22 protein-coding genes and 1 tRNA gene are annotated in these 22,476 nt (G+C 60.9%); 7 read left to right on the forward strand and 16 right to left on the reverse strand.

Annotated features, from left to right (window positions below; translation table 11 throughout):
- Window positions 1-188: 188 nt before the first annotated feature.
- Complete coding sequence (locus CLM72_RS16130) at window positions 189-2,006, forward strand: sigma-54-dependent Fis family transcriptional regulator (protein ID WP_105227135.1); 1,818 nt, start codon at window positions 189-191, stop codon at window positions 2,004-2,006.
- A 1-nt stretch (window position 2,007) separates the two neighbouring features.
- On the opposite strand, the gene CLM72_RS16135 is transcribed toward CLM72_RS16130, so the two are convergent.
- From CLM72_RS16135 to CLM72_RS16165, 6 genes are all read right to left on the reverse strand, one after another.
- Window positions 2,008-4,125 (reverse strand): TonB-dependent receptor domain-containing protein, encoded by a 2,118-nt coding sequence (locus CLM72_RS16135; RefSeq protein ID WP_105227136.1) that lies wholly within the window; start codon window positions 4,123-4,125, stop codon window positions 2,008-2,010.
- Between the two features lie 128 nt (window positions 4,126-4,253).
- Window positions 4,254-4,529 carry a hypothetical protein gene (locus tag CLM72_RS16140; RefSeq protein WP_054917154.1) on the reverse strand — a complete coding sequence of 92 codons (276 nt, stop codon included), beginning with the start codon at window positions 4,527-4,529 and terminating at the stop codon, window positions 4,254-4,256.
- A 132-nt stretch (window positions 4,530-4,661) separates the two neighbouring features.
- A complete protein-coding gene (locus CLM72_RS16145; protein WP_105227137.1) occupies window positions 4,662-5,402 on the reverse strand; it encodes a hypothetical protein in 741 nt (246 codons plus the stop codon).
- 152 nt (window positions 5,403-5,554) lie between these two features.
- Complete coding sequence (locus tag CLM72_RS16150) at window positions 5,555-5,872, reverse strand: hypothetical protein (RefSeq protein ID WP_003192026.1); 318 nt, start codon at window positions 5,870-5,872, stop codon at window positions 5,555-5,557.
- Window positions 5,873-6,223: 351 nt separating this feature from the next.
- Window positions 6,224-6,421 (reverse strand): hypothetical protein, encoded by a 198-nt coding sequence (locus CLM72_RS16160; RefSeq protein ID WP_105227139.1) that lies wholly within the window; start codon window positions 6,419-6,421, stop codon window positions 6,224-6,226.
- 199 nt (window positions 6,422-6,620) lie between these two features.
- Window positions 6,621-6,711 (reverse strand) — tRNA-Ser (locus CLM72_RS16165).
- Between the two features lie 152 nt (window positions 6,712-6,863).
- On the opposite strand from CLM72_RS16165, the gene CLM72_RS16170 reads away from it, so the two are divergent.
- Window positions 6,864-7,535, forward strand: coding sequence for a Bax inhibitor-1/YccA family protein (locus tag CLM72_RS16170; protein ID WP_003192030.1), 672 nt, complete (start codon window positions 6,864-6,866; stop codon window positions 7,533-7,535).
- A gap of 71 nt (window positions 7,536-7,606) precedes the next feature.
- Here the strand turns inward: CLM72_RS16170 and murB are convergent, their stop codons facing one another.
- The 8 genes from murB to CLM72_RS16210 form a co-directional block, all read right to left on the reverse strand.
- Window positions 7,607-8,626 (reverse strand): UDP-N-acetylmuramate dehydrogenase, encoded by a 1,020-nt coding sequence (murB, locus tag CLM72_RS16175; protein ID WP_105227140.1) that lies wholly within the window; start codon window positions 8,624-8,626, stop codon window positions 7,607-7,609.
- Window positions 8,623-9,087 (reverse strand): low molecular weight protein-tyrosine-phosphatase, encoded by a 465-nt coding sequence (locus CLM72_RS16180; protein ID WP_054917236.1) that lies wholly within the window; start codon window positions 9,085-9,087, stop codon window positions 8,623-8,625. Before CLM72_RS16180 ends, murB begins: the two co-directional genes overlap by 4 nt.
- Window positions 9,087-9,851: a 3-deoxy-manno-octulosonate cytidylyltransferase gene (gene kdsB, locus CLM72_RS16185; protein WP_105227141.1), complete on the reverse strand. Its 765-nt coding sequence runs from the start codon at window positions 9,849-9,851 to the stop codon at window positions 9,087-9,089. Before kdsB ends, CLM72_RS16180 begins: the two co-directional genes overlap by 1 nt.
- Complete coding sequence (locus tag CLM72_RS16190; RefSeq protein WP_003174668.1) at window positions 9,848-10,033, reverse strand: Trm112 family protein; 186 nt, start codon at window positions 10,031-10,033, stop codon at window positions 9,848-9,850. Before CLM72_RS16190 ends, kdsB begins: the two co-directional genes overlap by 4 nt.
- 24 nt (window positions 10,034-10,057) lie before the next feature.
- A complete protein-coding gene (gene lpxK / locus CLM72_RS16195) occupies window positions 10,058-11,068 on the reverse strand; it encodes a tetraacyldisaccharide 4'-kinase (protein WP_105227142.1) in 1,011 nt (336 codons plus the stop codon).
- Entirely contained in the window at window positions 11,068-11,496 is a 429-nt protein-coding gene (locus CLM72_RS16200) for a biopolymer transporter ExbD (RefSeq protein ID WP_014718877.1), read from the reverse strand. Before CLM72_RS16200 ends, lpxK begins: the two co-directional genes overlap by 1 nt.
- Entirely contained in the window at window positions 11,493-12,128 is a 636-nt protein-coding gene (locus CLM72_RS16205) for a MotA/TolQ/ExbB proton channel family protein (RefSeq protein WP_034128146.1), read from the reverse strand. Before CLM72_RS16205 ends, CLM72_RS16200 begins: the two co-directional genes overlap by 4 nt.
- Before the next feature lie 108 nt (window positions 12,129-12,236).
- On the reverse strand, window positions 12,237-14,462 hold the full coding sequence (locus CLM72_RS16210; RefSeq protein ID WP_236304381.1) for a DNA internalization-related competence protein ComEC/Rec2: 2,226 nt from the start codon (window positions 14,460-14,462) through the stop codon (window positions 12,237-12,239).
- A 135-nt stretch (window positions 14,463-14,597) separates the two neighbouring features.
- On the opposite strand from CLM72_RS16210, the gene CLM72_RS16215 reads away from it, so the two are divergent.
- Window positions 14,598-15,113, forward strand: a complete 516-nt coding sequence (locus CLM72_RS16215) for a DUF2062 domain-containing protein (protein WP_003192045.1) — start codon at window positions 14,598-14,600, stop codon at window positions 15,111-15,113.
- A gap of 3 nt (window positions 15,114-15,116) precedes the next feature.
- Here the strand turns inward: CLM72_RS16215 and CLM72_RS16220 are convergent, their stop codons facing one another.
- On the reverse strand, window positions 15,117-16,475 hold the full coding sequence (locus CLM72_RS16220; protein WP_105227144.1) for a sensor histidine kinase: 1,359 nt from the start codon (window positions 16,473-16,475) through the stop codon (window positions 15,117-15,119).
- Complete coding sequence (locus CLM72_RS16225) at window positions 16,462-17,190, reverse strand: response regulator transcription factor (RefSeq protein WP_105227145.1); 729 nt, start codon at window positions 17,188-17,190, stop codon at window positions 16,462-16,464. Before CLM72_RS16225 ends, CLM72_RS16220 begins: the two co-directional genes overlap by 14 nt.
- 205 nt (window positions 17,191-17,395) lie before the next feature.
- Between CLM72_RS16225 and CLM72_RS16230 the strand changes: the two genes are divergently transcribed.
- The 4 genes from CLM72_RS16230 to CLM72_RS16245 all read left to right on the forward strand — a co-directional run bounded on the left by CLM72_RS16230 (window position 17,396) and on the right by CLM72_RS16245 (window position 22,213).
- On the forward strand, window positions 17,396-20,149 hold the full coding sequence (locus CLM72_RS16230; protein WP_105227146.1) for a response regulator: 2,754 nt from the start codon (window positions 17,396-17,398) through the stop codon (window positions 20,147-20,149).
- Window positions 20,150-20,310: 161 nt separating this feature from the next.
- Window positions 20,311-21,300, forward strand: a complete 990-nt coding sequence (locus CLM72_RS16235; protein ID WP_105227147.1) for a 2-hydroxyacid dehydrogenase — start codon at window positions 20,311-20,313, stop codon at window positions 21,298-21,300.
- A gap of 71 nt (window positions 21,301-21,371) precedes the next feature.
- Entirely contained in the window at window positions 21,372-21,812 is a 441-nt protein-coding gene (locus CLM72_RS16240) for a hypothetical protein (protein WP_003192054.1), read from the forward strand.
- Window positions 21,809-22,213 carry an META domain-containing protein gene (locus CLM72_RS16245; protein ID WP_105227148.1) on the forward strand — a complete coding sequence of 135 codons (405 nt, stop codon included), beginning with the start codon at window positions 21,809-21,811 and terminating at the stop codon, window positions 22,211-22,213. The genes CLM72_RS16240 and CLM72_RS16245 overlap by 4 nt, the downstream gene beginning before the upstream one ends.
- Window positions 22,214-22,476 lie beyond the last annotated feature (263 nt).

Raw genomic sequence — 22,476 nt, forward strand, 5'->3', positions numbered from 1 at the left:
TGATGTTCAGGCGTGAACAATCCGGCTGAACAACTGAACACTGCCGGGGTTGACAATGAACAGTTGTGAACAACACTTTATGCGCGACGAAGATCAAATGTGGGAGCGGGCTTGCCCGCTCCCACATTGTTCGATGTCCGACGTTAGATGGCGCAAGACCCGACAACAATAATAAAGAAGGTCGCACGATGGCCGAACCCTTGACCCACGACACCCTTATCCAGGAATCCTGGCGCCGTTGCCGCGCCTACGGCCTGGACCACCAGAGCGCCCCCAGCTTTGACCAACTGCCCGCCGAAGGCATTCGCCAGCTCCTGGAAAGCCAGCATTCCCTGGTGCAGACCACCCACCAGGAAGTATTGCCCTACTACGAGAACATCCTCAGCAATTCCAATTGCCTGATCATGCTGGCCGACAATCAGGGCCAGGTGCTGACCTCGTGGGGCACCCAGCGGTTTATCGAACCCACGCTGGCCCGTGGCTTCAGCCCCGGCGCCAGTTGGATGGAACGCGCCAGTGGCACCAACGCCATCGGCACAGCGCTGGCCTGCGCCCAGGCCGTGCATATTGAGCACGATGAACACTTCCTCAAGGCCAACCGCTTCATGACCGGTTCCGCGGCACCGATTTTCGACGCCCAGCGCGAAATCATCGCGGTACTGGACGTGTCCAGCGACAGTTACCTGCCGCCCTCCCACACCCTGGGCATGGTCAAGATGATGAGCCAAACCGTGGAAAACCGGCTGATCCTCAACCTCTTTCGCGGCGAACATTTCCAACTTACCTTCAACACCGGCCTGAGCAACCTCGACAGCCAATGGGCCGGCCTGCTGATCTTTGATGAAAGCGGCCAGGTGCTCTCGGCCAATCGGCGTGCGGATAACCTGCTGGGCATCAGCCTCTCGCGGGTGATGATCGACAGTCTGTTCAAGGTGTCGCTGCTGGAGTTGCTCAACCAGCCGGAAGGGCTGCCCTTTGCGTTGCAAGCGGCGGGACGCAATCGGTTCCAGTGCCTGTTGAAGCGCCCCAGGCAGATGCCGGTGCAGGCCCGGGTGTTCAGCCAACCGCAGCCGCCAGCACCGACCTCGATCAACCTCCAAACCCTGCATTTTGGCGATGTGCGCGTGGAAAAAGCCGTGCGCCAGGCCGAGCGCCTGCTGGAAAAGGACATTCCGTTGTTGATTCACGGCGAGACCGGCGTGGGCAAAGAGGTGTTCGTCAAAGCCCTGCACCAGGCCAGTTCCCGCAGCCGGCAGGCGTTAATCGCAGTGAACTGTGCGGCGATTCCCGCAGAACTGGTGGAATCGGAACTGTTCGGCTACGAAAAAGGCGCCTTCACCGGCGCCAACCAAAAAGGCAGCATCGGCCTGATCCGCAAGGCGGACAAGGGCACGCTGTTTCTCGACGAAATCGGTGATATGCCGCTGCCCACCCAGGCCCGCCTGTTACGGGTATTGCAGGAGCGCTGTGTTCAGCCGGTGGGCAGTAGCGAGGTGTTCCCGGTGGACTTGCGCATCATCTCGGCAACCAACCGCGCACTGCGCGAGCTGGTGCAGGCCGGGCGCTTTCGCGAGGACTTGTACTACCGCATCGGCGGCCTGACCCTGGAATTGCCGCCGTTGCGCGAGCGTACCGACAAGCAGGCGCTGTTCCAGCAACTGTGGCAACAACACCGCGAGCCGACGCAATGGGCCGGGCTGAGCGCCGAAGTGCTGAGGCTATTCGAGCAACACCCGTGGCCGGGGAATTTACGCCAAGTGAGCAGCGTGTTGCAGGTGGCGCTGGCAATGGCCGAAGAGCAGCCGATCCGCGCAGAGCACCTGCCCGATGATTTTTTTGTGGATTTGCAGGCGACAGTGCCGCTGCCTAAACCTGAACACCTGGATGAAAGTCTCGACCTGAGCCAGCGCCTGGAAGCCGTGGGCGGGAATATTTCCCACCTGGCGCGAGAGCTGGGGGTGAGTCGCAACACCCTGTACAAGCGCCTGCGCCAACACGAAGGCTGATTTAACGCCAGCTCCAGGAAACGCCGGTGTAGATACCCCGCCCATCAGCGGGGGTGGAGCGTGCAGCGTCCATGCCTTTGTCGTCGTAGCCCGGCGTGACGGTGTTGGCGTAACGGCGGTTGGTGAGGTTGCGCAGGTCGACCCAGGCTTGCCAGTCCTGCTTGGGCGCGTCGTAGCCGAAAGTGGCGCCGAGGGTGGTGTAGGCCGCCGCGTAGTAGGAATTGGCGTAGTCCACCGCTACCCGTGATGCATGCTCGGTATTGAGGCTGGTGTAGAAACCCGTCGGGTGGCTGTAGCGCAGTTGCGCCTGGTAATAGTGCTTGGGAATGCCGGGCAAGGCGTTGTCGCCGAAACGCTCGTCGTCGCGGTAGTGGAAGTCGCTGAAGGTGTAGGCCTGGCGCAGCTCGAGCTTACCGCTGCCGCCGCCGTCCCACAGCGGGCTGAGCAGGCTCAGTTCCACGCCCTGGTGCACGGTGGGGCTGGCGTTGGATTCGGCGATGATAGCGTTGCTGGTGGCAGTCTGGGCCTGGGTCTCCACGGAAAGCAGCTCGTGGCGAACTTCCGAGCGATAGAGCGCCAGGTCCCATTGGCCGAGCCAGGCTTCACCGCGCCCGCCGACTTCCAGGGTGGTGGCGGTCTGATTACGCAGCTTCACACCTTCGCGCTGCAACCCCGTGGCTGCCCCACTGCCCGGGCCAAAGTATTTGTTCGAGCCCCAGATCATCGACCACGCGTGCGGTGGCTCCACCGAGCGGCTCAGGTTGCCGTAAATCTGCAGCTGCGGGGTGAAGTCGTAACGCAGGCCAAGGCGCGGCGCGTAGTCCCAATCATGCTGACTGAGAGGCGCCTGGCCGTCGGGGTAAGTGACCTGGGTTTCGCGGCGCGTATAGATGGCGGCAAGGCCGGTGGTCAGCCACAGATCCTCCACCAGTTCCAGCTCGTTGCCTACATGCAGCACAGTATCGGAGCCCAGGTAGCTGTAGTCACGGGTCTTGGTGCCGGGGGCATAAATGGCAGTATTGCCCGCAGGGATGCGCACGTATTCCGACGCGCCGTTGTTCGGCATCGCCTGGGTGGTACGCAGGCCGAGGGTAGTGGTGCTGGCGTGGCCAAACAGGCTGTCCTGGCGGATGTAATTCAGGGTGCCGCTGATATCGGTGTAGGCAACTTTGAGGCGATTGGTGCCTTCGCGCAGGTCCATGGGGTAATCGTGATAGGCCAGCCCGACCTCGACCCGAGCGTTATCGTCCAACCGCAAGGTGGTCTTGTTGGCAATCCAGGTAGAGCCCGGTTGCAGGCGCTTTGAATCGCGGGCGGCATTGAGGCTGTTGGCGGCACGCGGATCATGGCTGATCTGGTCACGCGTGAGCCTGCCGGGAGAATCGTTGGTGGTTTCGCGATAACGCAAGTAGAAGCGCGTTTCCAGGTCCGGGTTAAAGCGGTAGCCGAAGTTGGCGGCGATGCCCTTGCCGGTACCAGCGCTTTGGTGCTGATAACCGTCGGACTCCGAATCGGTGAGGCTGATGTAATAGTCGGCGTCCCCCAGCACTTGCCCGGAACTGACTTCACGCTGGGCATAGCCGCGACTGCCGACCTCATAGCGCACCTGTAGCTTGGGCGCGTCCAAGCCGGTGCGGGTGACGTAGTTGACCGCACCGCCCAAGGCCAATGCACCCTGATCGAACCCGTTGGCGCCACGCAGCACCTCTACCCGGCTTTGCCACAGCGGGTCCTTGAGCTCATAGGGCGTGCCGCCTGGGCCGGTAAGCGGCAGACCGTCGAACATTTCATACAGGCCGGATGCATGGGCACCGGGGGCGCGGTTCAGGCCCGAGCCACGAATGGACACCTTCACCCCTTCGTTATTGGCCGTCTTGGCGTACACACCGGCCTGGTACTTGAAGACATCCTCGTTGGTGCTGACCCGTCCCTGTTGCACGCTATCCATATCGATGTAATTGGTGCCACCGGGCACGCTTTTGAGCTGTGCCTGGGCGATTTCTGCGGCGCTGGCCTCAGCCGTGGTGACTTCAACCGGCGCCAATTGCAAGCCTTCAGCCTGTACCAGCGAACTGAGGGTCAAGGCGGCAAAAATAAACGGGGGGTGGCGCAGCAGCATTGGGGCAGGTCCTTGGAATCCGGGAACGTGCCGGGCCAAACCCACCACGCGAACAGTGATGGGAAGGCAGGCATGCCCGTCAGGTCACTCCTTGATGACGGACAGGGGCGTTTTAAAAACAGGATGGATCAGGTTTGCCCGTCAGGCGTTGCCAATGCCCGCATCAGGTCATCGGCATCCGACCCCGGCGGAAAGCGAAAGCCATACATTTCGTCAGTGGCGAGAATCTCCCCCAAGGTGTCGCGCAACTGGACTTCCGTGGGCGAGTCACGCAATAACTTATGCGCCGGCAGCAATAACTCGGCAGACACGCCCTGGGCGGTCGCGGCGTCAATCACCGCATAGAGGATAAACCGCAAGCGTATTTCGCGATCCGTGGGCCAAACCGTTTTTCGTTTACCCAAGGGAGGGCCTCGTGTTTAAGAAAAATCCGAGGCTATTGCCCGCAGGCAGGCGTTTCAAGCAGCGCGAGGCAAGATAGGCCGCTTCCTACAACGGAAAGGGAAACACCGCACCGATTGGTCCATGCAATGGCCTCACTGCACCGGCAGGAAGTTCATCAGCAACAGGCTTTGTGCGTAATTGAGGCCAATGCGCCGGTAACGCTCATCAAGGATTTGGGTAAGCAGGTCCAAACGCGCGACGATCTTGCCGAACTCAACGGCAAAACTGAGGTTACTGCCCTCCTCTGATATCTCGTTGGAAAACAACAGCAGCACGCCATTGGCATCCTGACGCTGACTGAGCAGCCAGGTGGCCTTTTCGATATTGCGCGCGGCATTGCTGACAAACTGCGGGTTGATCGAGTCGGTCACATAAAACTGCGTACGCCCGCCGTGAGCGGTCACGAGCATGCTGCCAATCGCGTAGATGAACGCGCCGACGCGGTCGCCCCGAAAGTCAGGGCTCAAGGAATAACTCAGGGCAGCCAGGTCACTACGATCTCCCAGTGCGGGCAAGGGTTGGCGATTTTCGATGGCCTGACGGATTTGCCGGGCGGCGGTCACCGCATCCGGATAGCCCGATTGACGCCACTGGTTGGGGTTGCGCAGGTAGAGCTTGCTCATCAGCAAGTAGAGGCTTTGCAGGTTGTCACGCATCCCCAGGGTGGCCATGCGATCGACGCTGGTCTGGAAGAATTCATCGGGCTTGCCATCGCTGAACTGCCTGGCGATATCGCGGCCCTGCTGCTGGCTGCAGCCCACTGCGCACAGCGCGAACATCGCAGCCAGCAACAGCGGCCATCGGGTGGTAAAAACCGTTAACGTTCGATCCATCGGCACCGGGTCTGATTCTGTGGGCCACGCGCGGGAGTCGGGTGGCCGGGACAGGGGTAGATCAGCAAAATGGAAAAAAGTGCAGCGGTGCGGGTCAGATCAGCATAGGACTACAGACGCTGATCTGACCCGACACTTGATTCCCCGGCGTGCTAGAGCACTACCGTCGCAAGCATCCCCAAGGCGCCCAGGCAGAACCCGATCAACGCGCCCCGCCCTGGAGCTTCATGAAACAGCGCCCAGACCACCACAGGTTCCAGCAGCAATAACGAAGTGACCGAGACTACCGTGACAATCCAGATATCACCGACAACCACATACCCCAGCCAATAGGCGCCCAGCAGGCAAAGCCCGGCAAAACACATCAAGACCACGGGAAGTACAAAGGCCTCCCAGGAACCACTGCCGGCCTGGGCCAACTTGGCGGTCACCACCTCACTGTAGATTGCACAAAACTCACCGACCACCATCAACCCTAGAGCAAAAACTCCGAGTAATTCTTTGGACATATCAAAAACTCCTTCGTATTCAGCGCACTGTTTTTCAGTTCCCAGTCGGCAGTGCTGCAGCCGTCGTGAGAGTCGTTGCCTTGATACGAAGGGTTCTTGAAAAGGCCCGAATTACCGAAATGCTTTTCCATGCTCATGTCCTTCAAAGGGTTGAGGCTCAGCGATCCAATACAGTGCGTGCTGATCATAGAGGCATCGTGAAGCCATTCACAATTATGCGATGCCAATACTTAAGGATTACGGTTAATTAAATGCGCCGAAAACCGCAATAAAAACCCGGCGCTGGGCCGGGTTTCATTGATCGGAAGGTCTTCAGGTAGCGGGGTGCTCACTTGCTACGGAATCCGCCGCATCTACATCCGACATGTCCTCCTCGATCGGGGCCTCGTCATCCGGGGGTAGCGGGATTTTGTCCTCATCGCGCCGTGGGTCATGCCCCGTCTCGTTATCAGTGTTACGAGTAACCGCTTGCTGGGAAATGTTGCCTGGGGCTTTCTCGTTGATTTCCATACTGGCTCTCCGTGTATCGCTCGGGATATCCGTGCTTAAGATTGAGAGGTAGCAACGGATGGAGAGTGCCGGATGTTAGACGAATGGTGGTTCGTCTTTGCAAGGTATGAATGCGAAAAACAGCGTTTATTTGATTATCAGCACACCCAAACCCCAGAAACGCAAAAGCCCCGCTTTCGCGAGGCTTCTGTGTAAATCTTGGCGGGAAACCAGGGATTCGAACCCTGGAGACGCTATTAACGTCCGCCGGTTTTCAAGACCGGTGCATTCAACCACTCTGCCAATTTCCCTTGTGCATCACGGGATTATAGTAGCCCATCCCGTGTCAGCGGGCGCCATAATACCCGAATGAAACACACTGTCAAACTCTCTGCATCGCTTGTTACAAGGCGTCTGTTATGATCTTTGCGACTGAACGTTTCAAAACTGAAGGAGTGTCGCCATGCGCGAACAGAATTACGCAGTGAATGGCAACGCGCAGGCTGAGCAGCTTGAAGTCAGCCGCGTGTTGCGCAACACCTACGGCTTGCTCGCCCTTACCCTCGCATTCAGCGGCGTGATGGCTTACGTGGCCCAGCAGATGCGCGTCGGCTACCCGAATATCTTTGTCGTGTTGATCGGCTTCTATGGTCTGTTTTTCCTGACCAACAAGCTGCGTGACTCGGCCTGGGGCCTGGTGTCGGCGTTTGCCTTGACCGGTTTCATGGGCTTTATCCTCGGCCCGATCCTCAACCGTTACCTGGGCATGGCCGGCGGTGCGGAAGTGGTCAGTTCGGCGTTTGCCATGACGGCCCTGGTGTTTGGTGGTCTGTCGGCCTACGTGCTGATCAGCCGTAAGGACATGAGCTTCCTGGGTGGCTTCATCACCGCGGGCTTCTTCGTGTTGCTGGCGGCGGTGGTGGCCAGCATGTTCTTCCAGATCAGCGGCCTGCAACTGGCGATCAGCGCGGGTTTTGTGCTGTTTTCCTCGGTGTGCATCCTGTTCCAGACCAGCGCCATCATCCACGGAGGTGAGCGTAACTACATCATGGCGACCATCAGCCTGTATGTGTCGATCTACAACCTGTTCATCAGCCTGTTGCAGATCTTCGGCATCATGAGCCGCGATGACTGATCAGCAAGCGCTATAAAAAATGCCCCGTATCGCAAGATACGGGGCATTTTCATTTTCAGACCCGATAAAGCTCAGTACTGATTAGGCTCCATTTCCAACTCGACCTTGAAGCGCTTGAAGATATCTTGCTGGATGCGTAGCGCCAGCTGGGCGATCTCCTGCCCGGTGGCGGAGCCGTAGTTGACCAGCACCAGCGCTTGCAGCTTGTGCACGCCTGCATCGCCCTCCCGGAAACCCTTCCAACCTGCCTTCTCGATCAGCCAGCCGGCGGCGAGTTTCATTTGGCCGTCGGCCTGAGGGTAGGCTACCAGATCCGGATACTGGCTTTGCAGTTCAACCGCCAGGGCCTGGGACACCAGTGGGTTCTTGAAGAAGCTGCCCGCATTGCCCAGCTCTGCCGGGTCTGGCAGTTTCTCGCGGCGAATGCTGCAGATCGCACGGCTCACATCGCTTGGCGTGGCGTGGGCGATGCCCTGCGCGACCAGGCGCTGTTGCACCGGACCGTAGTCGAGTTTCAGGTGAGTGGCACGGCTGAGGGAAAAGCGTACCCGCAGGATCAGCCAACGCCCGACTTCGTGCTTGAACAGGCTGTCACGGTAGGCGAACTTGCATTCATCGAGGCTGAATTCCCGCAGTTCGCCCGTCTGGCGATCCAGGGCAGTGAGGCCGGCGAAGACATCCTTGATCTCTACGCCATAGGCACCGATGTTCTGCATCGGCGCGGCACCGACAGTGCCGGGGATCAGGCTGAGGTTTTCCAGGCCGCAAAAGCCGTGTTCAAGCGTCCACAACACGAACGGATGCCAGGCTTCTCCCGCTTCGGCTTCGACCACCACGTGCGTGCCATCATCGCTCAGCACACGAATGCCTTGGGTCGCCATACGCAACACCAGCGCCGGAACGTCCTGGGTCAGCAGCAAATTGCTGCCGCCACCGATCACCAGCAACGGCACCGCATGTGCGGCGGCATAGGCGATGGCCTCGCGCACGTCAGCATCACTGTGGGCCTCGGCAAATAATTGCGCGCTCACATCAATGCCAAAGCTGTTGAATGGCTTGAGCGATACCTGCGCACGCACTTGCAAGGTCATAACCGCCCCTTCAATTCGATCACCAATAAGTCACAGGCGCGTTCGATCAGGTCAAGGACCCGTTCGAAACCTTGCTCACCTTCATAGTAAGGGTCTGGCACCTCGTCCACTTCGCCATCAAAGCGACGCAGGAACAAATCCAGCTCCGCCTTGCCCTGCCCTGGCTGCATGGCTTTAAGGTTGCGCAGGTTACTGTTGTCCATGGCCAGGATCAGGTCATAGCGGGCAAAATCAGCACGGGAAACCTGCTGGGCACGCTGGCCCGACAAGTCATAGCCGCGCGCCAGCGCCGCACGCTGGCTGCGCTGGTCCGGCGGGTTGCCGATATGCCATTCTCCGGTGCCAGCAGACGCCACCTCAACCTGGCCAGCCAAGCCTGCTTCACGCAACTTATGGCGCAAGATGCCTTCAGCGGTTGGCGAGCGGCAGATATTACCCAGGCATACAAACAGAACTTCCATCAGGCGCCCAGCAGGCGACGGACGCGTTCGAGGTCTTCCTGGGTATCGACACCCGCTGGCGGTGCTTCCAACGCATCGCCCACGTGGATACGCACGCCGTGCCAGAGGGCGCGCAGTTGTTCCAGGGACTCGGTATTCTCGAGCCAGCACGGGCCCCAACTGACGAAGTCGTGCAGGAAACCGGCGCGGTAGGCATAGATGCCGATATGGCGGCGATATGGCACGCCCTCCGGCAACACGTCGCGATTCCTGGCAAAGGCATCCCGCGCCCACGGCAAGGTGGAGCGACTGAACGTCAGTGCCAGGCCATTGATGTCGCTGACCACTTTCACCACGTTCGGGTTGAACAGCGTCTCGATGTCTTCGATCGGTTCGGCCAGGGTCGCCATACGCGCCTCGCCATGGGCCGCGAGGTTGGCAGCGACCTGATCGATGACCCCCGGCGGTATCAATGGCTCGTCACCCTGCACGTTCACTACGATCGCGTCGGGTGCCAGACCCAGCTGAGTGGCGACTTCGGCCAGGCGATCAGTGCCGGAGTTATGGTCTTCGCGGGTCAGGACAGCTTCGGCACCAAAGCCTTTGCACGCCTCGATGATACGCGGGTCATCGGTGGCCACCACCACCCGTTCGGCGCTGCTCTTGCACGCTTGCTCCCACACCAGCTGGATCATCGGCTTGGTGCCGATCATTTGCAGCGGCTTGCCCGGCAGGCGGGTCGAGGCATAGCGCGAGGGAATGACAACGGTAAAGGCGGTGGTCATTTATCCAGGCGCTCATCGGTGGTCAGGGTGCGGGCTTCGCTTTCGAGCATGACCGGGATGCCATCGCGGATAGGGTAAGCCAGGCCGGCACCTTTGCTGATGAGCTCGGTTTTGTCGGCGCTGAGCTTGAGCGGGCCTTTGCAGATCGGGCAAGCAAGGATATCGAGCAGTTTGGTGTCCATGAGTGTGTCCTGGAAAAAAGCGTTTTAAGGCAAAAGACGGTTGGGCAACAGACGCATCAGCTGCGTGTCGAACCAGGCGACGAACGCCGGCGACGGTACCGCATCCACCGCAAGGTACCACCAGTCGGGCTGGGCAAAGGCGCGGCACTTCACCGCGTCCTTTTCGGTCATGACCAGCGGCAATGACGGGGTAAAATTCAAGACCTCGGCGCTGTAGGGCGCGTGATCGGCAAAAGCATGGGGTAGCGCCTGCCAGTGTAGCGTTTCAAGGGTATTGAAGAAACGTTGCGGATTGCCTATGCCGGCCACCGCATGCACCTGCTGCCCCTTCGGAAAATAGGTGACCGGCTGGCGCTCGCCGCTGTGCAGGTTGACCAGCGCTGTGGGCTGCAGGCGGAAGGCAAAGCCATCTTCACGGTCTGAAAGGGCACCGTTATAAAGCACCCCGTCCACACTCTGCAGGCGCTCCACCGGTTCGCGCAACGGCCCGGCAGGCAGGCACCGGCGGTTACCGAGGCCACGGGCGGCATCGATCAGCACCAGTTCAAGATCGCGGGCCAGACGATAATGCTGCAGGCCGTCATCGGATAGGATCAGGTCCAGGGGCTCGCAGGCCAGCAGGGCCTTTACCGCACGACTGCGATCAGGATCGATCATCAGCGGTACACCGCTGCGCTGCACGATCAGCAAGGGTTCATCACCGGCCACCTCGGCACTGTGGCCGGCCTCGACCCGCCACGGCAACTGCGGCGGCTTGGCACCGTAGCCTCGACTGACCACTCCTACGCGCAAGCCGCTGCGTCGGCAGTGCTCGATCAACCACAGGATCAAAGGCGTCTTGCCGGTGCCTCCCACTGTAATATTGCCCACCACGATCACTGGCACAGACGACTGATAAATCTCGCCCTCGCCCGCCACGAAGCGCGCACGCTTACGTTGAACCACGCAGCGATACAGCGACTCCAGCGGTCGCAGCAACATTAGTGCTGGATGACCTTCGTACCATGCCTTGAGTAAACGGTCGGAGATGGCCATCAGGGCGGGCTCGCCGCCTCGACGGTGGTCATGCGCAAATGGCTGAAACCGAGCTTGCCGGCAGCGTCCATGGCGGTGATCACGGCCTGGTGCGGGGTTTTGCCATCAGCGCTGATGGACAGCGGCAACTGGGTGTCGCCACCAGACTCCTTCTGCAACGCCTCCATCAGGCTGGCAAGGTCATTTTTCTCCAGCAACTGGTTATTCACTGAAAACACCCCTTCGGCGCTGATAGCGATGTCCAGTTGCTTGACTTGCTGGTCTTCGGCAGGCGAGCCACTCACCGCTTCAGGCAGGTCGACACGCAACTGGGTTTCCCGAGTGAAGGTAGTGGTCACGACAAAAAACAGCAGCAGGATGAACACCACATCGATCAACGACGCGAGGTTGATATCAACATTTTCCCGTTGCTTGCGGCGAAATTTCACGCTTTGCCCTCGACCAGGTCTACATCACGGTCGCCCTGCACCACCTCCACCAGCTTGATGGCTTCCTGCTCCATGCCGACCACCAGCTCATCAATGCGACGCAGCAGGAAACGGTGGAAGAACACCGAAGGGATACCTACCATCAGGCCGGCTGCGGTGGTGATCAACGCCTTGGAGATCCCCCCGGCCAGGACCGCTGCGTTGGTGGTCATGCCCGAGCCTGTGAACGAGCTGAAGATATCGATCATGCCGAGTACTGTGCCGAGCAAACCAAGCAGCGGCGCCATGGCGGCGATGGTGCCAAGGGCGTTGATGTAGCGTTCCAGTTCATGGATGACCCGGGCGGCCGCCTCTTCGATGCACTCCTTCATGATCTCACGACCATGCTTGGAATTGGCCAGACCGGCGGCTAGGATTTCACCCAGCGGCGAATTGGCGCGCAGCTCCTTGAGTTTTTGCTTGTCGAGCTGCTTGTTCTTGATCCAGCCCCAGACCTGCCCCAGCAGATGCTCGGGGGTGACGCGACTGGCGCGCAGGGTCCACAGGCGTTCGGCAACGATGCCGAGTGCAGCGATGGAACTCAGAATGATCGGCAACATCATCCAGCCGCCGGATTTGACCAATTCCCACACAGTGAATGCCCCCTCGAAAAAGTGCGCCACTTTATCATATAGGTTCGACAGCGGGGTTCGTCGGCTACACACCCGCCTGTTGCGGCTCGGGTCTTTGGTAACACGCGATTACGGTAACGGTTCGCGCCAAAAACGGCGTTGACTGCGCGCAACCATCGGTGGCAGAAACGCCCCCAGGCGCAAGCGTACGGCACCCTGCTCGGCGCTGTCGTAAACCCGGCTGCCCAGCACGTGGTAGCGCTCCAGGACCTGCGGATGGGGATGACCGAACGTATTGCTGCGCCCGCGGGAAATCAACACCGATGTGGGCGCCAACCGTTGCAGGAACGGCCAGGATGAAGAACTGCGGCTGCCATGGTGCGGGGCTTGCAGCCAGTCGGTCTGAACCGCCAGCGAAGAGGCCAGAAAAGCCTGTTCGGCGGCGCGATCAATGTCACCGGTGAGCAGCAGGCGTTCTCCACTGGCCTCAACCTGCAACACACAAGATCTAGGATTGCCATCAAGTCCATCAGCCCACTGCCACAATTGAAATGACACACCCTCCCATTCCCATCGTTCGCCGCTGGTACAGGGTTGGGTGGCAAGAAAGTCTGGCAAACCTTCGGTTTCACCGCCCACCACACGCTTGACGGGCAACCCCCGAGCCACCGCCGCCGCACCCCCCGCGTGATCAGCATCAGCATGGCTGAGCAGCATCATGTCCAACTGGGCTACCCCGAGCTTTTTCAACGACGGCAACACGACGCGCGCGCCCAGGTCGACAGGCCCCGAGCGCGGCCCGGCATCGTAGAGCAACGTATGATGACGGGTGCGCAGGATCAGTGCCTGCCCCTGGCCGACGTCCAGTTGCACCACATCTACCTGCCCGTGGGGCACCCACTCCCTGGGCGCAAATACAGCCATCAACAGCATGGGCCAGCCCAGCACCCGGAACGGCAACCCCTTGGGCAGCAACAAAATCACCGCGCCAGCCAGGCTAACCAACCAATACCCCAAAGGTACCTCGGCGGGTACCCAGGCCGGCAATTGCGCGGCCAGCAACCCCAGGCCTTTAAACAATCCGTCCAGCGCACCGCCGGCCAGCCACAGCAGCCCCTCCCCAGCCAGCGGCACCCACAGCAACGCCGTGCCCAGCAGCGCCAAAGGCAGCACTACCAGGCTGATCCAAGGCACGGCAAGGAGATTGGCCACAGGTGCGCTGAGGCTGATGGGCAACCCCAGCACCAGCAACACTGGAAACAAACCAATGGCAATCAGCCACTGGGGCCGGGTCCACACCTGCCAGGCGCTCCACGGCCCCAGGCGCCCGCCGAACGCCAACAGCAACACCGCGACCGCCGCAAACGACAACCAGAACCCTACCTGCAGGCTGGCCAAGGGCTCCAGTACCAGCACGCCGTTCAGTGCCAGCAGCAACGGCCACCACACGCCCAAATGGCGCAAACGCAGACGCCACAGCAGCACCAGGCCGACCATCATGCAGGCCCGTTGCACCGGCACGCCGAACCCGGCCAGCAGCCCATAACCCAACGCCGCACCAAATGCCAGACCGCACGCCCACGGCAGCCACGGCCAGGTTCGGGGCCAGCAACCATAACGCGCCAGCATCGCGACCAAGCCGTAGATCAACCCCGCCAGCAAGCCGATGTGCTGCCCGGAAATCACCAGCAGATGTACCGTGCCCGTGTCCTGCAACACCTGCCAATCCTCAGGCGCCAGGCCGGAACCGTCGCCCAATACCAGCGCCGCCAAGCCCGCCTCGCGGCCTTGGGCATCCACCGCCATCAGGCGCTGGCGCACAGCATCGCGCCAGGCATTGCGGGCCGGTGCGAGACGCTCACCGTCTTTTACCGTTGCAGTGGCACCGATACGCTGGGCCAGCAGCCAGGCTTCATGGTCGACCCCATGGAAATTGAGCAGGCCCGCAGGCCGCTTGAGTGTCAACGCCAGACGCCAGCGTTCACCACTGTTCACCACTGGCCCCCCGTGCCAGGACACGCGGATACGTTTGGGCAGCCGAACCTTGCGCGACCGGCCGTCGGCCAGTTCAAAGCGCACGCCCGTACCCGTCTGCTGAGGCAAGCCCACCACACGCCCCTCCACCCAGCGAGTCTGCCCGTCCAGGGCCGGCTGCAGCCGATCATCCAGCGCCCGCTGCGCGCTGAGACAGGCCCAACTCAAGCCCACCAGAAAGAACGCCACGGGATAGGACCGAAAAGGCAACAGCATCAAGGCCAGCACCAGCATTGCCAACAACCCGGCGCCAGGCGGCAACACCGGTAACCACCGCAACGCCAGCAACCCCAGCGCCAACGCCAACATCCCTGTCTTCATGGATCATCCTTTTCCAGTGATCCACTCAGTCTTAGCCGGCTGAACGACAGCGCCTATGATGTTTTGTCACAAAGTCTGAATTTTCTGTTTATAGAATCCGGGCATACTTGCCCCTCGAATTGACTTGGACCCCTTATGCCCCGGCGCTTATTCAAACGGTACATGCCCGATCCCAGCAGTATCAGGGAACACAAGTCATTACAGTTTCTTGGCACGCTGCTGCATGACCCCAACCTCTGGCACCTGAACCGGCACTCAGTGGCTCGCGCCATGGCGGTGGGTTTATTTGCGGCGTTTATCCCGATTCCATTACAGATGTTGCTTGCCGCGGTCCTGGCGATTTCGGTGCGCGGCAATATGCCTATCGCCATCAGCCTGGTGTGGTTGACCAACCCCATCACCATGCCGGTGGTGTTCATTTGTACTTATATGACCGGCGCCTGGCTGATGAATGTGCCGCCACGCAGCTTGCCCGATAACCTTACGTGGGAATGGATCAGCGGCCAGTTGAGCACTCTTTGGCAGCCATTCCTGCTGGGTTCGGTGGTATTGGGGGTGGTATTGGGCGCCTTGGCTTATTGCCTGACCATGGCGTACTGGCGCTGGTGGGTGGCGCACCAGTGGAAAAAACGCAAACTGCGCCGGCGCTGAGCGCTAACGGGCCAGCAAACGCAAATGCACCCGCAGACCCTGCCCGGTATTTTCCGCCCATAAGCGACCGCCCTGGCGCTGCACGGCGTTGCGGGCAATGCTCAGGCCCAGGCCGAAACCGCCATCGCCGGGGCGCGAGCCGTCCAGGCGGGTAAAGGGCGCGAAGATGCGCTCCAGATCATCCTCAGCAATCCCAGCCCCCTGGTCCTGCAGCCAGACATGCCAATACTCCCCCTCACGACATCCGTCGAGTTGCACGCAGCCCTCGTGGGGCGAGTGGCGTATGGCGTTGCGCAGGATATTTTCCAAGGCCTGGGCCAGTGCATTGAGGTTGCCACGCACCCAACTGTCCGCGGGTAACAGGCACGGCAAGCGCGATGCGGACCAACCGCTTTCAAAACAGGCATTCTCGCGCAATATGTCCCACAAGGCCTGGAGCTGAATATCTTCCTGGGGCAACGGTGTAGTTTCGCTGTCGAGCCAGGCCAGTTGCAGGCTGTCTTCCACCAGGCGCTGCATGGCGTCGATTTCCCGACCCAGGCGCTCGCGCAGCTTGGCCAGGTCTTGCTCGCTGTCGCAGGCTACCCGCAGGCGGCTCAAGGGTGTGCGCAGTTCATGGGACATATCGCGCAGCAACTGCTGCTGCAAACGCACCGTGCCCTGCAAGCGTTCGGACATATGGTCAAAGGCGCGGCCCAGCTCGCCCAGTTCATCCTGGCGGCTGGTGGCATCCAGGGACATCCTCGTATTGAGTTGGTCCGCACGCCAGGCATTGGCCTGCTCGCGCAATTGATTGAGGGGCATGATCAACAGCCGGTAAAGGCCGATGCACAGCAAGAGGGTAAACAGACCTGGAATCACACCATTGGTGACCACCCGCCAGAACAGTTGATAGCGCCCAGGCATAAAGCGCTGCGGCAGCTCGATCACCAGCGACCCTGCGCCAGGGTCGACCGGAAACGGCACCTTCATCCAGGGCAAGCCGATGACATGCCGGCTGACCGGCCAATCCAATCCACGCAAAAACGTCAGGCGCTGGCTTTCCTTGTCACTCAAGGGCGTGCTGCCCAGGGACTGCAGGTCGTTACCGATCACCCCTACCCAAGTGCTTTCGCGCTCTGCCATCCGCTGCAGCCAGGCATCTACGCCCGCGCTGCCTTGCGTACTCCACGCCAGTTCGGCACCCGCGGCATAGCCATTGAGAATCTCCCGCGACTTGTCGGACAGGTAAGCGCTCTGCTGTTCCATGTAACGGCCCCACGACCAACTGAGCCAAATCATCAGCAAACAGAAGGCGATCAACAGGCAGGCCAGCTTCCAGAACAACGAGTGCTTGCCGGGCAGTCGCTCAAAGCCCTTCATCGTGACCGCTCAGCACGTAGCCCTTGCCCCATACGGTGCGTACTTCACACTCGCTGTAACCGATGGCCTTGAGCTTGCGGCGGATCTGGCTGACATGCATGTCGAGGCTGCGGTCGTGGGGCGCATAACCGCGCTGCAACACCTGCTGATACAGGAAGGCTTTGCTGAGGACTTCTTCGGCGTTGCGGTGCAGGGTTTCCAGCAGGCGGTATTCGCTGCGCGTGAGCGCGGCCCACTGGTCCTGGCAGGACACATCGCAGCGTTCATCATCAAAGTGCAGCACCCGGGCATCTTCAAGTGCCGGGGCGCGCGTCGGCTCGGGCCGGCGATCCAGGGCAACGCGGCGCAGGATCGCTTCAATACGCACGCACAGTTCAACCATGCTGAACGGCTTGGGTAAATAGTCGTCCGCGCCCAGGCGAAAACCGCTGATACGGTCGGCTTCAGCGCCCAGGGCTGACATCAGGATCACGGGCATGGCGTGGCTCTGGCGCAAGTGAGTGAGGATCGACAAGCCGTCCAGCCCTGGCAGCAGAATGTCCATCAGCACCAGGTCGAAGGCCTGGGCACGGGCCAGTTGCAGGCCCTGCTGGCCGTTCTGGCACCAGGTCACCTGGAAACCACTGCGGCCCAGTTGCTCGTGCACGTAGGCGCCCAACACAGGGTCATCTTCGATGGTCAGGATACTGGGTAGGCCAACTGCTGCGGGAGTCATTAGCGTCTGCAAGTCATTCTCAATCACTGATTATTCAAGATTAACCGTTCACAGGCAATCGCCACCCGGCGCCGAATGGCCCGAAGATTGCCGCATGTCATTAATTTGCAAGATTCCAGGCCGCGCAAATGGCTACACTGCGCAGGTGGCGCTGGCCGGATGCCGGCGTGGATGATTGATAACAACGTGGTAGCAGGAGAGTGGCGTGCTTAGAAGAATGGGGATAAAAGGCCGCGTACTGTTGCTGACCTTATTACCGACCAGCCTGATGGCGCTGTTGTTGGGCGGCTATTTCACCTGGATGCAGCTGTCGGAGTTGCAGACCCAGCTACTGCAACGCGGCGAAATGATCGCCGAGCAATTGGCACCGCTGGTGGCCCCAGCCATGGGCCACAAGGACACCGACCTGCTGGAGCGTATCGCCACCCAGTCCCTGGAACAGCCGGATGTGCGCGCCGTGTCGTTCCTGGCGCCAGACCGCTCGTCCCTGGCCCACGCCGGCCCGACCATGCTTAACCAGCCACCCACCGGCAACAGCTCGCAACTGTTACAGCGTTCCGGCAACGACGCCACCCGCTATCTACTGCCGGTGTTTGGCCGCCATCGCAACCTGGCGGGCGAGTTGATTCCCGATGAGGCCGACCGTCTGCTAGGTTGGGTGGAAGTCGAGCTGTCCCACAATGGCATGCTGTTGCGCGGCTATCGCAGCCTGTTCGCCAGCCTTCTGCTGATCGCCATCGGCCTGATGTGCACCGCCGCCCTCGCCCTGCGTATCAGCCGTACCATCAATTCGCCGATTGGCCAGATCAAGCAAGCGGTGGCGCAGCTCAAGGACGGCAACCTGGAAACACGCTTGCCACCCTTGGGCAGCCAGGAATTGGACCAGCTCGCGTCTGGCATCAACCGCATGGCCGAAACCCTGCAAAATGCCCAGGAAGAGCTGCAACACAGCATCGACCAGGCCACCGAAGACGTGCGCCAGAACCTGGAAACCATTGAGATCCAGAACATCGAGCTGGACCTGGCACGCAAGGAAGCCCTGGAAGCCAGCCGTATCAAGTCGGAGTTCCTGGCCAACATGAGCCATGAGATCCGCACACCGCTCAACGGCATCCTCGGTTTTACTCACTTGCTGCAAAAAAGCGAATTGTCGCCGCGCCAGCTGGATTACCTGGGCACTATCGAAAAATCTGCGGATAACCTGCTGGGCATCATCAACGAAATCCTCGATTTCTCGAAGATTGAAGCCGGCAAACTGGTGCTCGACAGCGTGCCTTTCAACCTGCGCGACTTGCTGCAAGACACCTTGACCATCCTCGCCCCCGCCGCCCATGCCAAGCAGCTCGAACTGGTGAGCCTGGTGTACCGCGACACGCCCCTGGCATTGGTGGGCGACCCGCTGCGGCTCAAGCAGATCCTGACCAACCTGATCAGCAATGCGATCAAGTTCACCCGCGAAGGCACCATTGTGGCCCGGGCAATGATCGAGGACGAGCAGGAAGACAGCGTGCAATTGCGCATCAGTGTGCAAGACACCGGCATTGGCCTGTCCAACCAGGATGTGCGCGCCCTGTTCCAGGCATTCAGCCAGGCTGACAACTCGCTGTCGCGCCAGCCCGGCGGCACCGGTTTGGGCCTGGTGATTTCCAAGCGGTTGATCGAGCAGATGGGCGGCGAAATCGGCGTCGACAGCACGCCGGGTGAAGGTTCGGAATTCTGGATCAGCCTGAACCTGCCCAAAACCCGTGACGACGTCGAAGACCTGCCCGCCGCGCCGCTATTGGGGCGTCGTGTGGCCGTGCTGGAAAACCACGAACTGGCGCGCCAGGCCCTGCAACATCAATTGGAAGACTGCGGCCTGGAAGTCACGCCGTTCAATACCCTGGAAAGCCTGACCAACGGCATCACCAGTGCGCACCAGACCGAACAGGCCATCAGCCTGGCGGTGCTCGGCGTCACCGCCAACGACATTCCGCCCGAACGCCTCAATCAACACCTGTGGGACCTGGAACACCTGGGCTGCAAGGTGCTGGTGCTGTGCCCGACCACCGAACAGATGCTGTTCAACCAATCGGTGCCCAACCCCAACAGCCAACTGCAGGCCAAGCCTGCCTGTACCCGCAAGCTGCGCCGCTCCCTGGCCGACCTGATCAGCCCGCGCCCTTCACGCAGCGAACCCGGTGAGCCGTTGTCCAGCCGTGCGCCTCGAGTACTGTGCGTGGACGACAACCCGGCCAACCTGTTGCTGGTGCAAACCCTGTTGGAAGACATGGGCGCCAAGGTGCAGGCGGTGGAGAGCGGTTACGCGGCCGTCGACGCCGTGAAGCAGGAAACTTTCGATTTGGTGTTGATGGACGTGCAAATGCCCGGCATGGATGGCCGCCAGAGCACCGAGGCGATCCGCCAGTGGGAAAGCGAGCGCCACGGCACGCCGCTGCCGGTGGTGGCCCTCACGGCCCACGCCATGGCCAACGAAAAACGCGCTCTGCTGCAAAGCGGCATGGACGACTACTTGACCAAACCCATCAGCGAACGGCAGTTGGCCCAGGTGGTATTGAAATGGACCGGCCTGGCGCTGCGTAACCAAGGCCCGGAGCGTACCCACGAAGGCGCGTCCCAGGGCGTGCAACTCTTGGTACTCGATCACGAAGAAGGCCTGCGCCTGGCCGCCAACAAGGCCGACTTGGCCGCTGATATGCTCGCCATGCTACTGGCCTCCCTGGAGGCTGATCGCCTGGCAATTACCCACGCCCGCGAAGCCAATGACAACCACGCCTTGATCGAGCGCGTGCACCGTTTGCACGGCGCCACCCGCTACTGTGGTGTTCCGCAATTACGAGCAGCCTGCCAACGCGCCGAAACCCTGCTCAAGCAGGATGACGCCAAGGCCATGGCCGCGCTGGACGAACTCGACATGGCAATTGCGCGGTTGGCCAGTGAAGCCAGAGTGAGTGCCTGACCCTGTTTTCATGGGCAACGAATCAACAATGTGGGAGGGGGCTTGCCCCCGATAGCAGTGTGTCAGTAGACGAGTCCATCGCTGATGTACCGCTATCGGGGGCAAGCCCCCTCCCACATTCAGTCAGCATTCCAATGTGTAAATTGCAGGGAGCCTTCTTAATGCGCGTCATTCTCTTCAGCAGCCAAACCTACGACCGCGAGAGTTTCCTCGGCGAACCGCTGCCGGCTGGCCTGGAACTGCAATTCCAACCCGCCCGCCTCAACCTCGATACCGTGGCCCTGGCCGAACACCACGAGGTGGTCTGCGCCTTTATCAACGACGACCTCAGCGCCCCCGTGCTGGAGCAACTGGCCAAGGGCGGCACACGCCTGATTGCCCTGCGCTCGGCGGGCTACAACCATGTCGACTTACCCGCCGCCCAGCGCCTGGGCCTGACTATCGTGCGCGTGCCCGCCTATTCGCCCCACGCGGTGGCCGAGCATGCCGTCGCCCTGATCCTGGCCCTCAACCGTCGCCTGCACCGGGCCTACAACCGTACCCGCGACGGTGATTTCAGCCTGCACGGGCTGACCGGCTTTGATCTGGTCGGCAAAACGGTCGGCGTGGTCGGCACCGGTCAGATAGGAGCGACCTTCGCCAAGATCATGGCCGGCTTCGGCTGCCAGTTGCTGGCCTACGATCCCTTCCCCAACCCACAGGTGCAGGACCTCGGGGCCCGCTACGTGAGCCTGCCTGAACTGTTGACCGAGGCGCAAATCATCAGCCTGCACTGCCCGCTGACCGCCGACAGCAAACACCTGATCAATGCCCGCTCGCTCGCGCAGATGCAAACCGGTGCGATGCTGATCAACACCGGACGTGGTGGCCTGGTCGATACGCCGGCACTGATCGAAGCGCTCAAGCTGGGCCAGTTGGGCTATCTGGGGTTGGACGTCTACGAAGAAGAAGCCCAATTGTTTTTCGAGGACCGCTCGGACCTGCCCCTGCAGGATGACGTGCTTGCCCGCCTGCTGACCTTCCCCAACGTGATCATCACCGCGCACCAGGCCTTCCTCACCCGTGAAGCCCTGGCGGCGATTGCCGGCACCACATTGGCCAACATTGCCGCGTGGGCCGATGGCCGCGCACAGAACCTGGTCGAGGGATGATCAGCGGTCACATACCAGGCTCATGATAGGCCGGCACCCGTGATAGGATGCCGCGCCTATTTGGAGGATCCATGGCCGAACACGATTTCCGCTTCAGCTTGCTGAGCCCGCAACACACCCTGATCGAATGCCGTGCCCTGGTGCCGGGCCGTTACCAGGTCACCGGCAACGGTGGTTCGATCAAACATGGCGACGTCCTGATCGTCAGCCTGCGCGGCAGTAAAACCCTGTCGATGCGACTCACCGTCGAAGGTGACGCACGCTACTCCATCCGCCCGGCGGGCCAGTGGGTCGCCATGGCCCAAGGGCCGAAGTTCGGCGAACTGGAGATTCATACCTGGAAGGTCAATTGCGACAGCTGCGACGCCGTGCTGGAGTTTGAATTCGCGGTGGAAACCAAGCTGACCAAAGCGCCGCTGCAACCGGCTGCCAACGCACGTATCAAAGAACTGGGCTGGGCCAGCGAAGGCGATAAGCACCGCTGCCCGAAATGCCAGCAGGCCGCGCAATGAAAGGCCGGCTGCTGCTCGCCGCAATCGGCCTGGGCCTGGCAGGCTGCGCCGCCGATGGCGCCAAGCTCGAGCGCGACCACAGCTACGTCGTGGAATGGATCGGTGAGCGGCCGCTGATGGACTACGCGCACCTTACCGTCACCCTAGGCACCGATGGCCGCGCCTATGGCAATGGCGGCTGCAACCACTGGTTTGCACCGTACACGGTCGAAGGCGACAAGCTCAGCTTCGGCCCGGTCGGCAGCACCCGAAAAATGTGCGCCGAGGCCCTGATGGAGCAGGAGCATCGCTTCTTCCAGGCCCTACAAGGCGTGCAGCGCTGGGACATCTCGCCGATCGAGCAGACGCGGTTCTGGCCGGCCGAAGGCAAGCCGATCCGTTTGTGGCTTGAAGAGGGCTGACCTAGGCGCACTCTCCTGTATTAACGCGGTGTCCTCTGGCTCTGTGGGAGCTGGCTTGCCTGCGATGCGGACGACGCGGTGTATCAGGTACACCGCAGCGATGCCATCGCAGCATAGGTATCTACACAACTTTGTGGGTTGTAACAGCAGACGGTAACCACGATGCGAAGCGAGTCGCTCTTGATCTTGATCTGCTTTTGATCTTGATCTCAGGCGCCCCCCCAAATCACTGGCGGATTACGGGCACACCGAGCCTAAGCGAG

The organism is Pseudomonas sp. MYb193, assembly GCF_002966775.1.
Lineage (GTDB): Bacteria > Pseudomonadota > Gammaproteobacteria > Pseudomonadales > Pseudomonadaceae > Aquipseudomonas > Aquipseudomonas paracarnis.

What these genes read in the sequence shown, in the direction of transcription:
- CLM72_RS16130 (WP_105227135.1), top strand. Translation starts at nt 189, where the DNA reads ATGGCCGAACCCTTGACCCACGACACCCTTATCCAGGAATCCTGGCGC.
- CLM72_RS16135 (WP_105227136.1), bottom strand. Translation starts at nt 4,125, where the DNA reads ATGCTGCTGCGCCACCCCCCGTTTATTTTTGCCGCCTTGACCCTCAGT.
- CLM72_RS16145 (WP_105227137.1), bottom strand. Translation starts at nt 5,402, where the DNA reads ATGGATCGAACGTTAACGGTTTTTACCACCCGATGGCCGCTGTTGCTG.
- CLM72_RS16150 (WP_003192026.1), bottom strand. Translation starts at nt 5,872, where the DNA reads ATGGTGGTCGGTGAGTTTTGTGCAATCTACAGTGAGGTGGTGACCGCC.
- CLM72_RS16160 (WP_105227139.1), bottom strand. Translation starts at nt 6,421, where the DNA reads ATGGAAATCAACGAGAAAGCCCCAGGCAACATTTCCCAGCAAGCGGTT.
- CLM72_RS16170 (WP_003192030.1), top strand. Translation starts at nt 6,864, where the DNA reads ATGCGCGAACAGAATTACGCAGTGAATGGCAACGCGCAGGCTGAGCAG.
- murB (WP_105227140.1), bottom strand. Translation starts at nt 8,626, where the DNA reads ATGACCTTGCAAGTGCGTGCGCAGGTATCGCTCAAGCCATTCAACAGC.
- CLM72_RS16180 (WP_054917236.1), bottom strand. Translation starts at nt 9,087, where the DNA reads ATGGAAGTTCTGTTTGTATGCCTGGGTAATATCTGCCGCTCGCCAACC.
- kdsB (WP_105227141.1), bottom strand. Translation starts at nt 9,851, where the DNA reads ATGACCACCGCCTTTACCGTTGTCATTCCCTCGCGCTATGCCTCGACC.
- CLM72_RS16190 (WP_003174668.1), bottom strand. Translation starts at nt 10,033, where the DNA reads ATGGACACCAAACTGCTCGATATCCTTGCTTGCCCGATCTGCAAAGGC.
- lpxK (WP_105227142.1), bottom strand. Translation starts at nt 11,068, where the DNA reads ATGGCCATCTCCGACCGTTTACTCAAGGCATGGTACGAAGGTCATCCA.
- CLM72_RS16210 (WP_236304381.1), bottom strand. Translation starts at nt 14,462, where the DNA reads ATGAAGACAGGGATGTTGGCGTTGGCGCTGGGGTTGCTGGCGTTGCGG.
- CLM72_RS16215 (WP_003192045.1), top strand. Translation starts at nt 14,598, where the DNA reads ATGCCCCGGCGCTTATTCAAACGGTACATGCCCGATCCCAGCAGTATC.
- CLM72_RS16220 (WP_105227144.1), bottom strand. Translation starts at nt 16,475, where the DNA reads ATGAAGGGCTTTGAGCGACTGCCCGGCAAGCACTCGTTGTTCTGGAAG.
- CLM72_RS16225 (WP_105227145.1), bottom strand. Translation starts at nt 17,190, where the DNA reads ATGACTCCCGCAGCAGTTGGCCTACCCAGTATCCTGACCATCGAAGAT.
- CLM72_RS16235 (WP_105227147.1), top strand. Translation starts at nt 20,311, where the DNA reads ATGCGCGTCATTCTCTTCAGCAGCCAAACCTACGACCGCGAGAGTTTC.
- CLM72_RS16240 (WP_003192054.1), top strand. Translation starts at nt 21,372, where the DNA reads ATGGCCGAACACGATTTCCGCTTCAGCTTGCTGAGCCCGCAACACACC.
- CLM72_RS16245 (WP_105227148.1), top strand. Translation starts at nt 21,809, where the DNA reads ATGAAAGGCCGGCTGCTGCTCGCCGCAATCGGCCTGGGCCTGGCAGGC.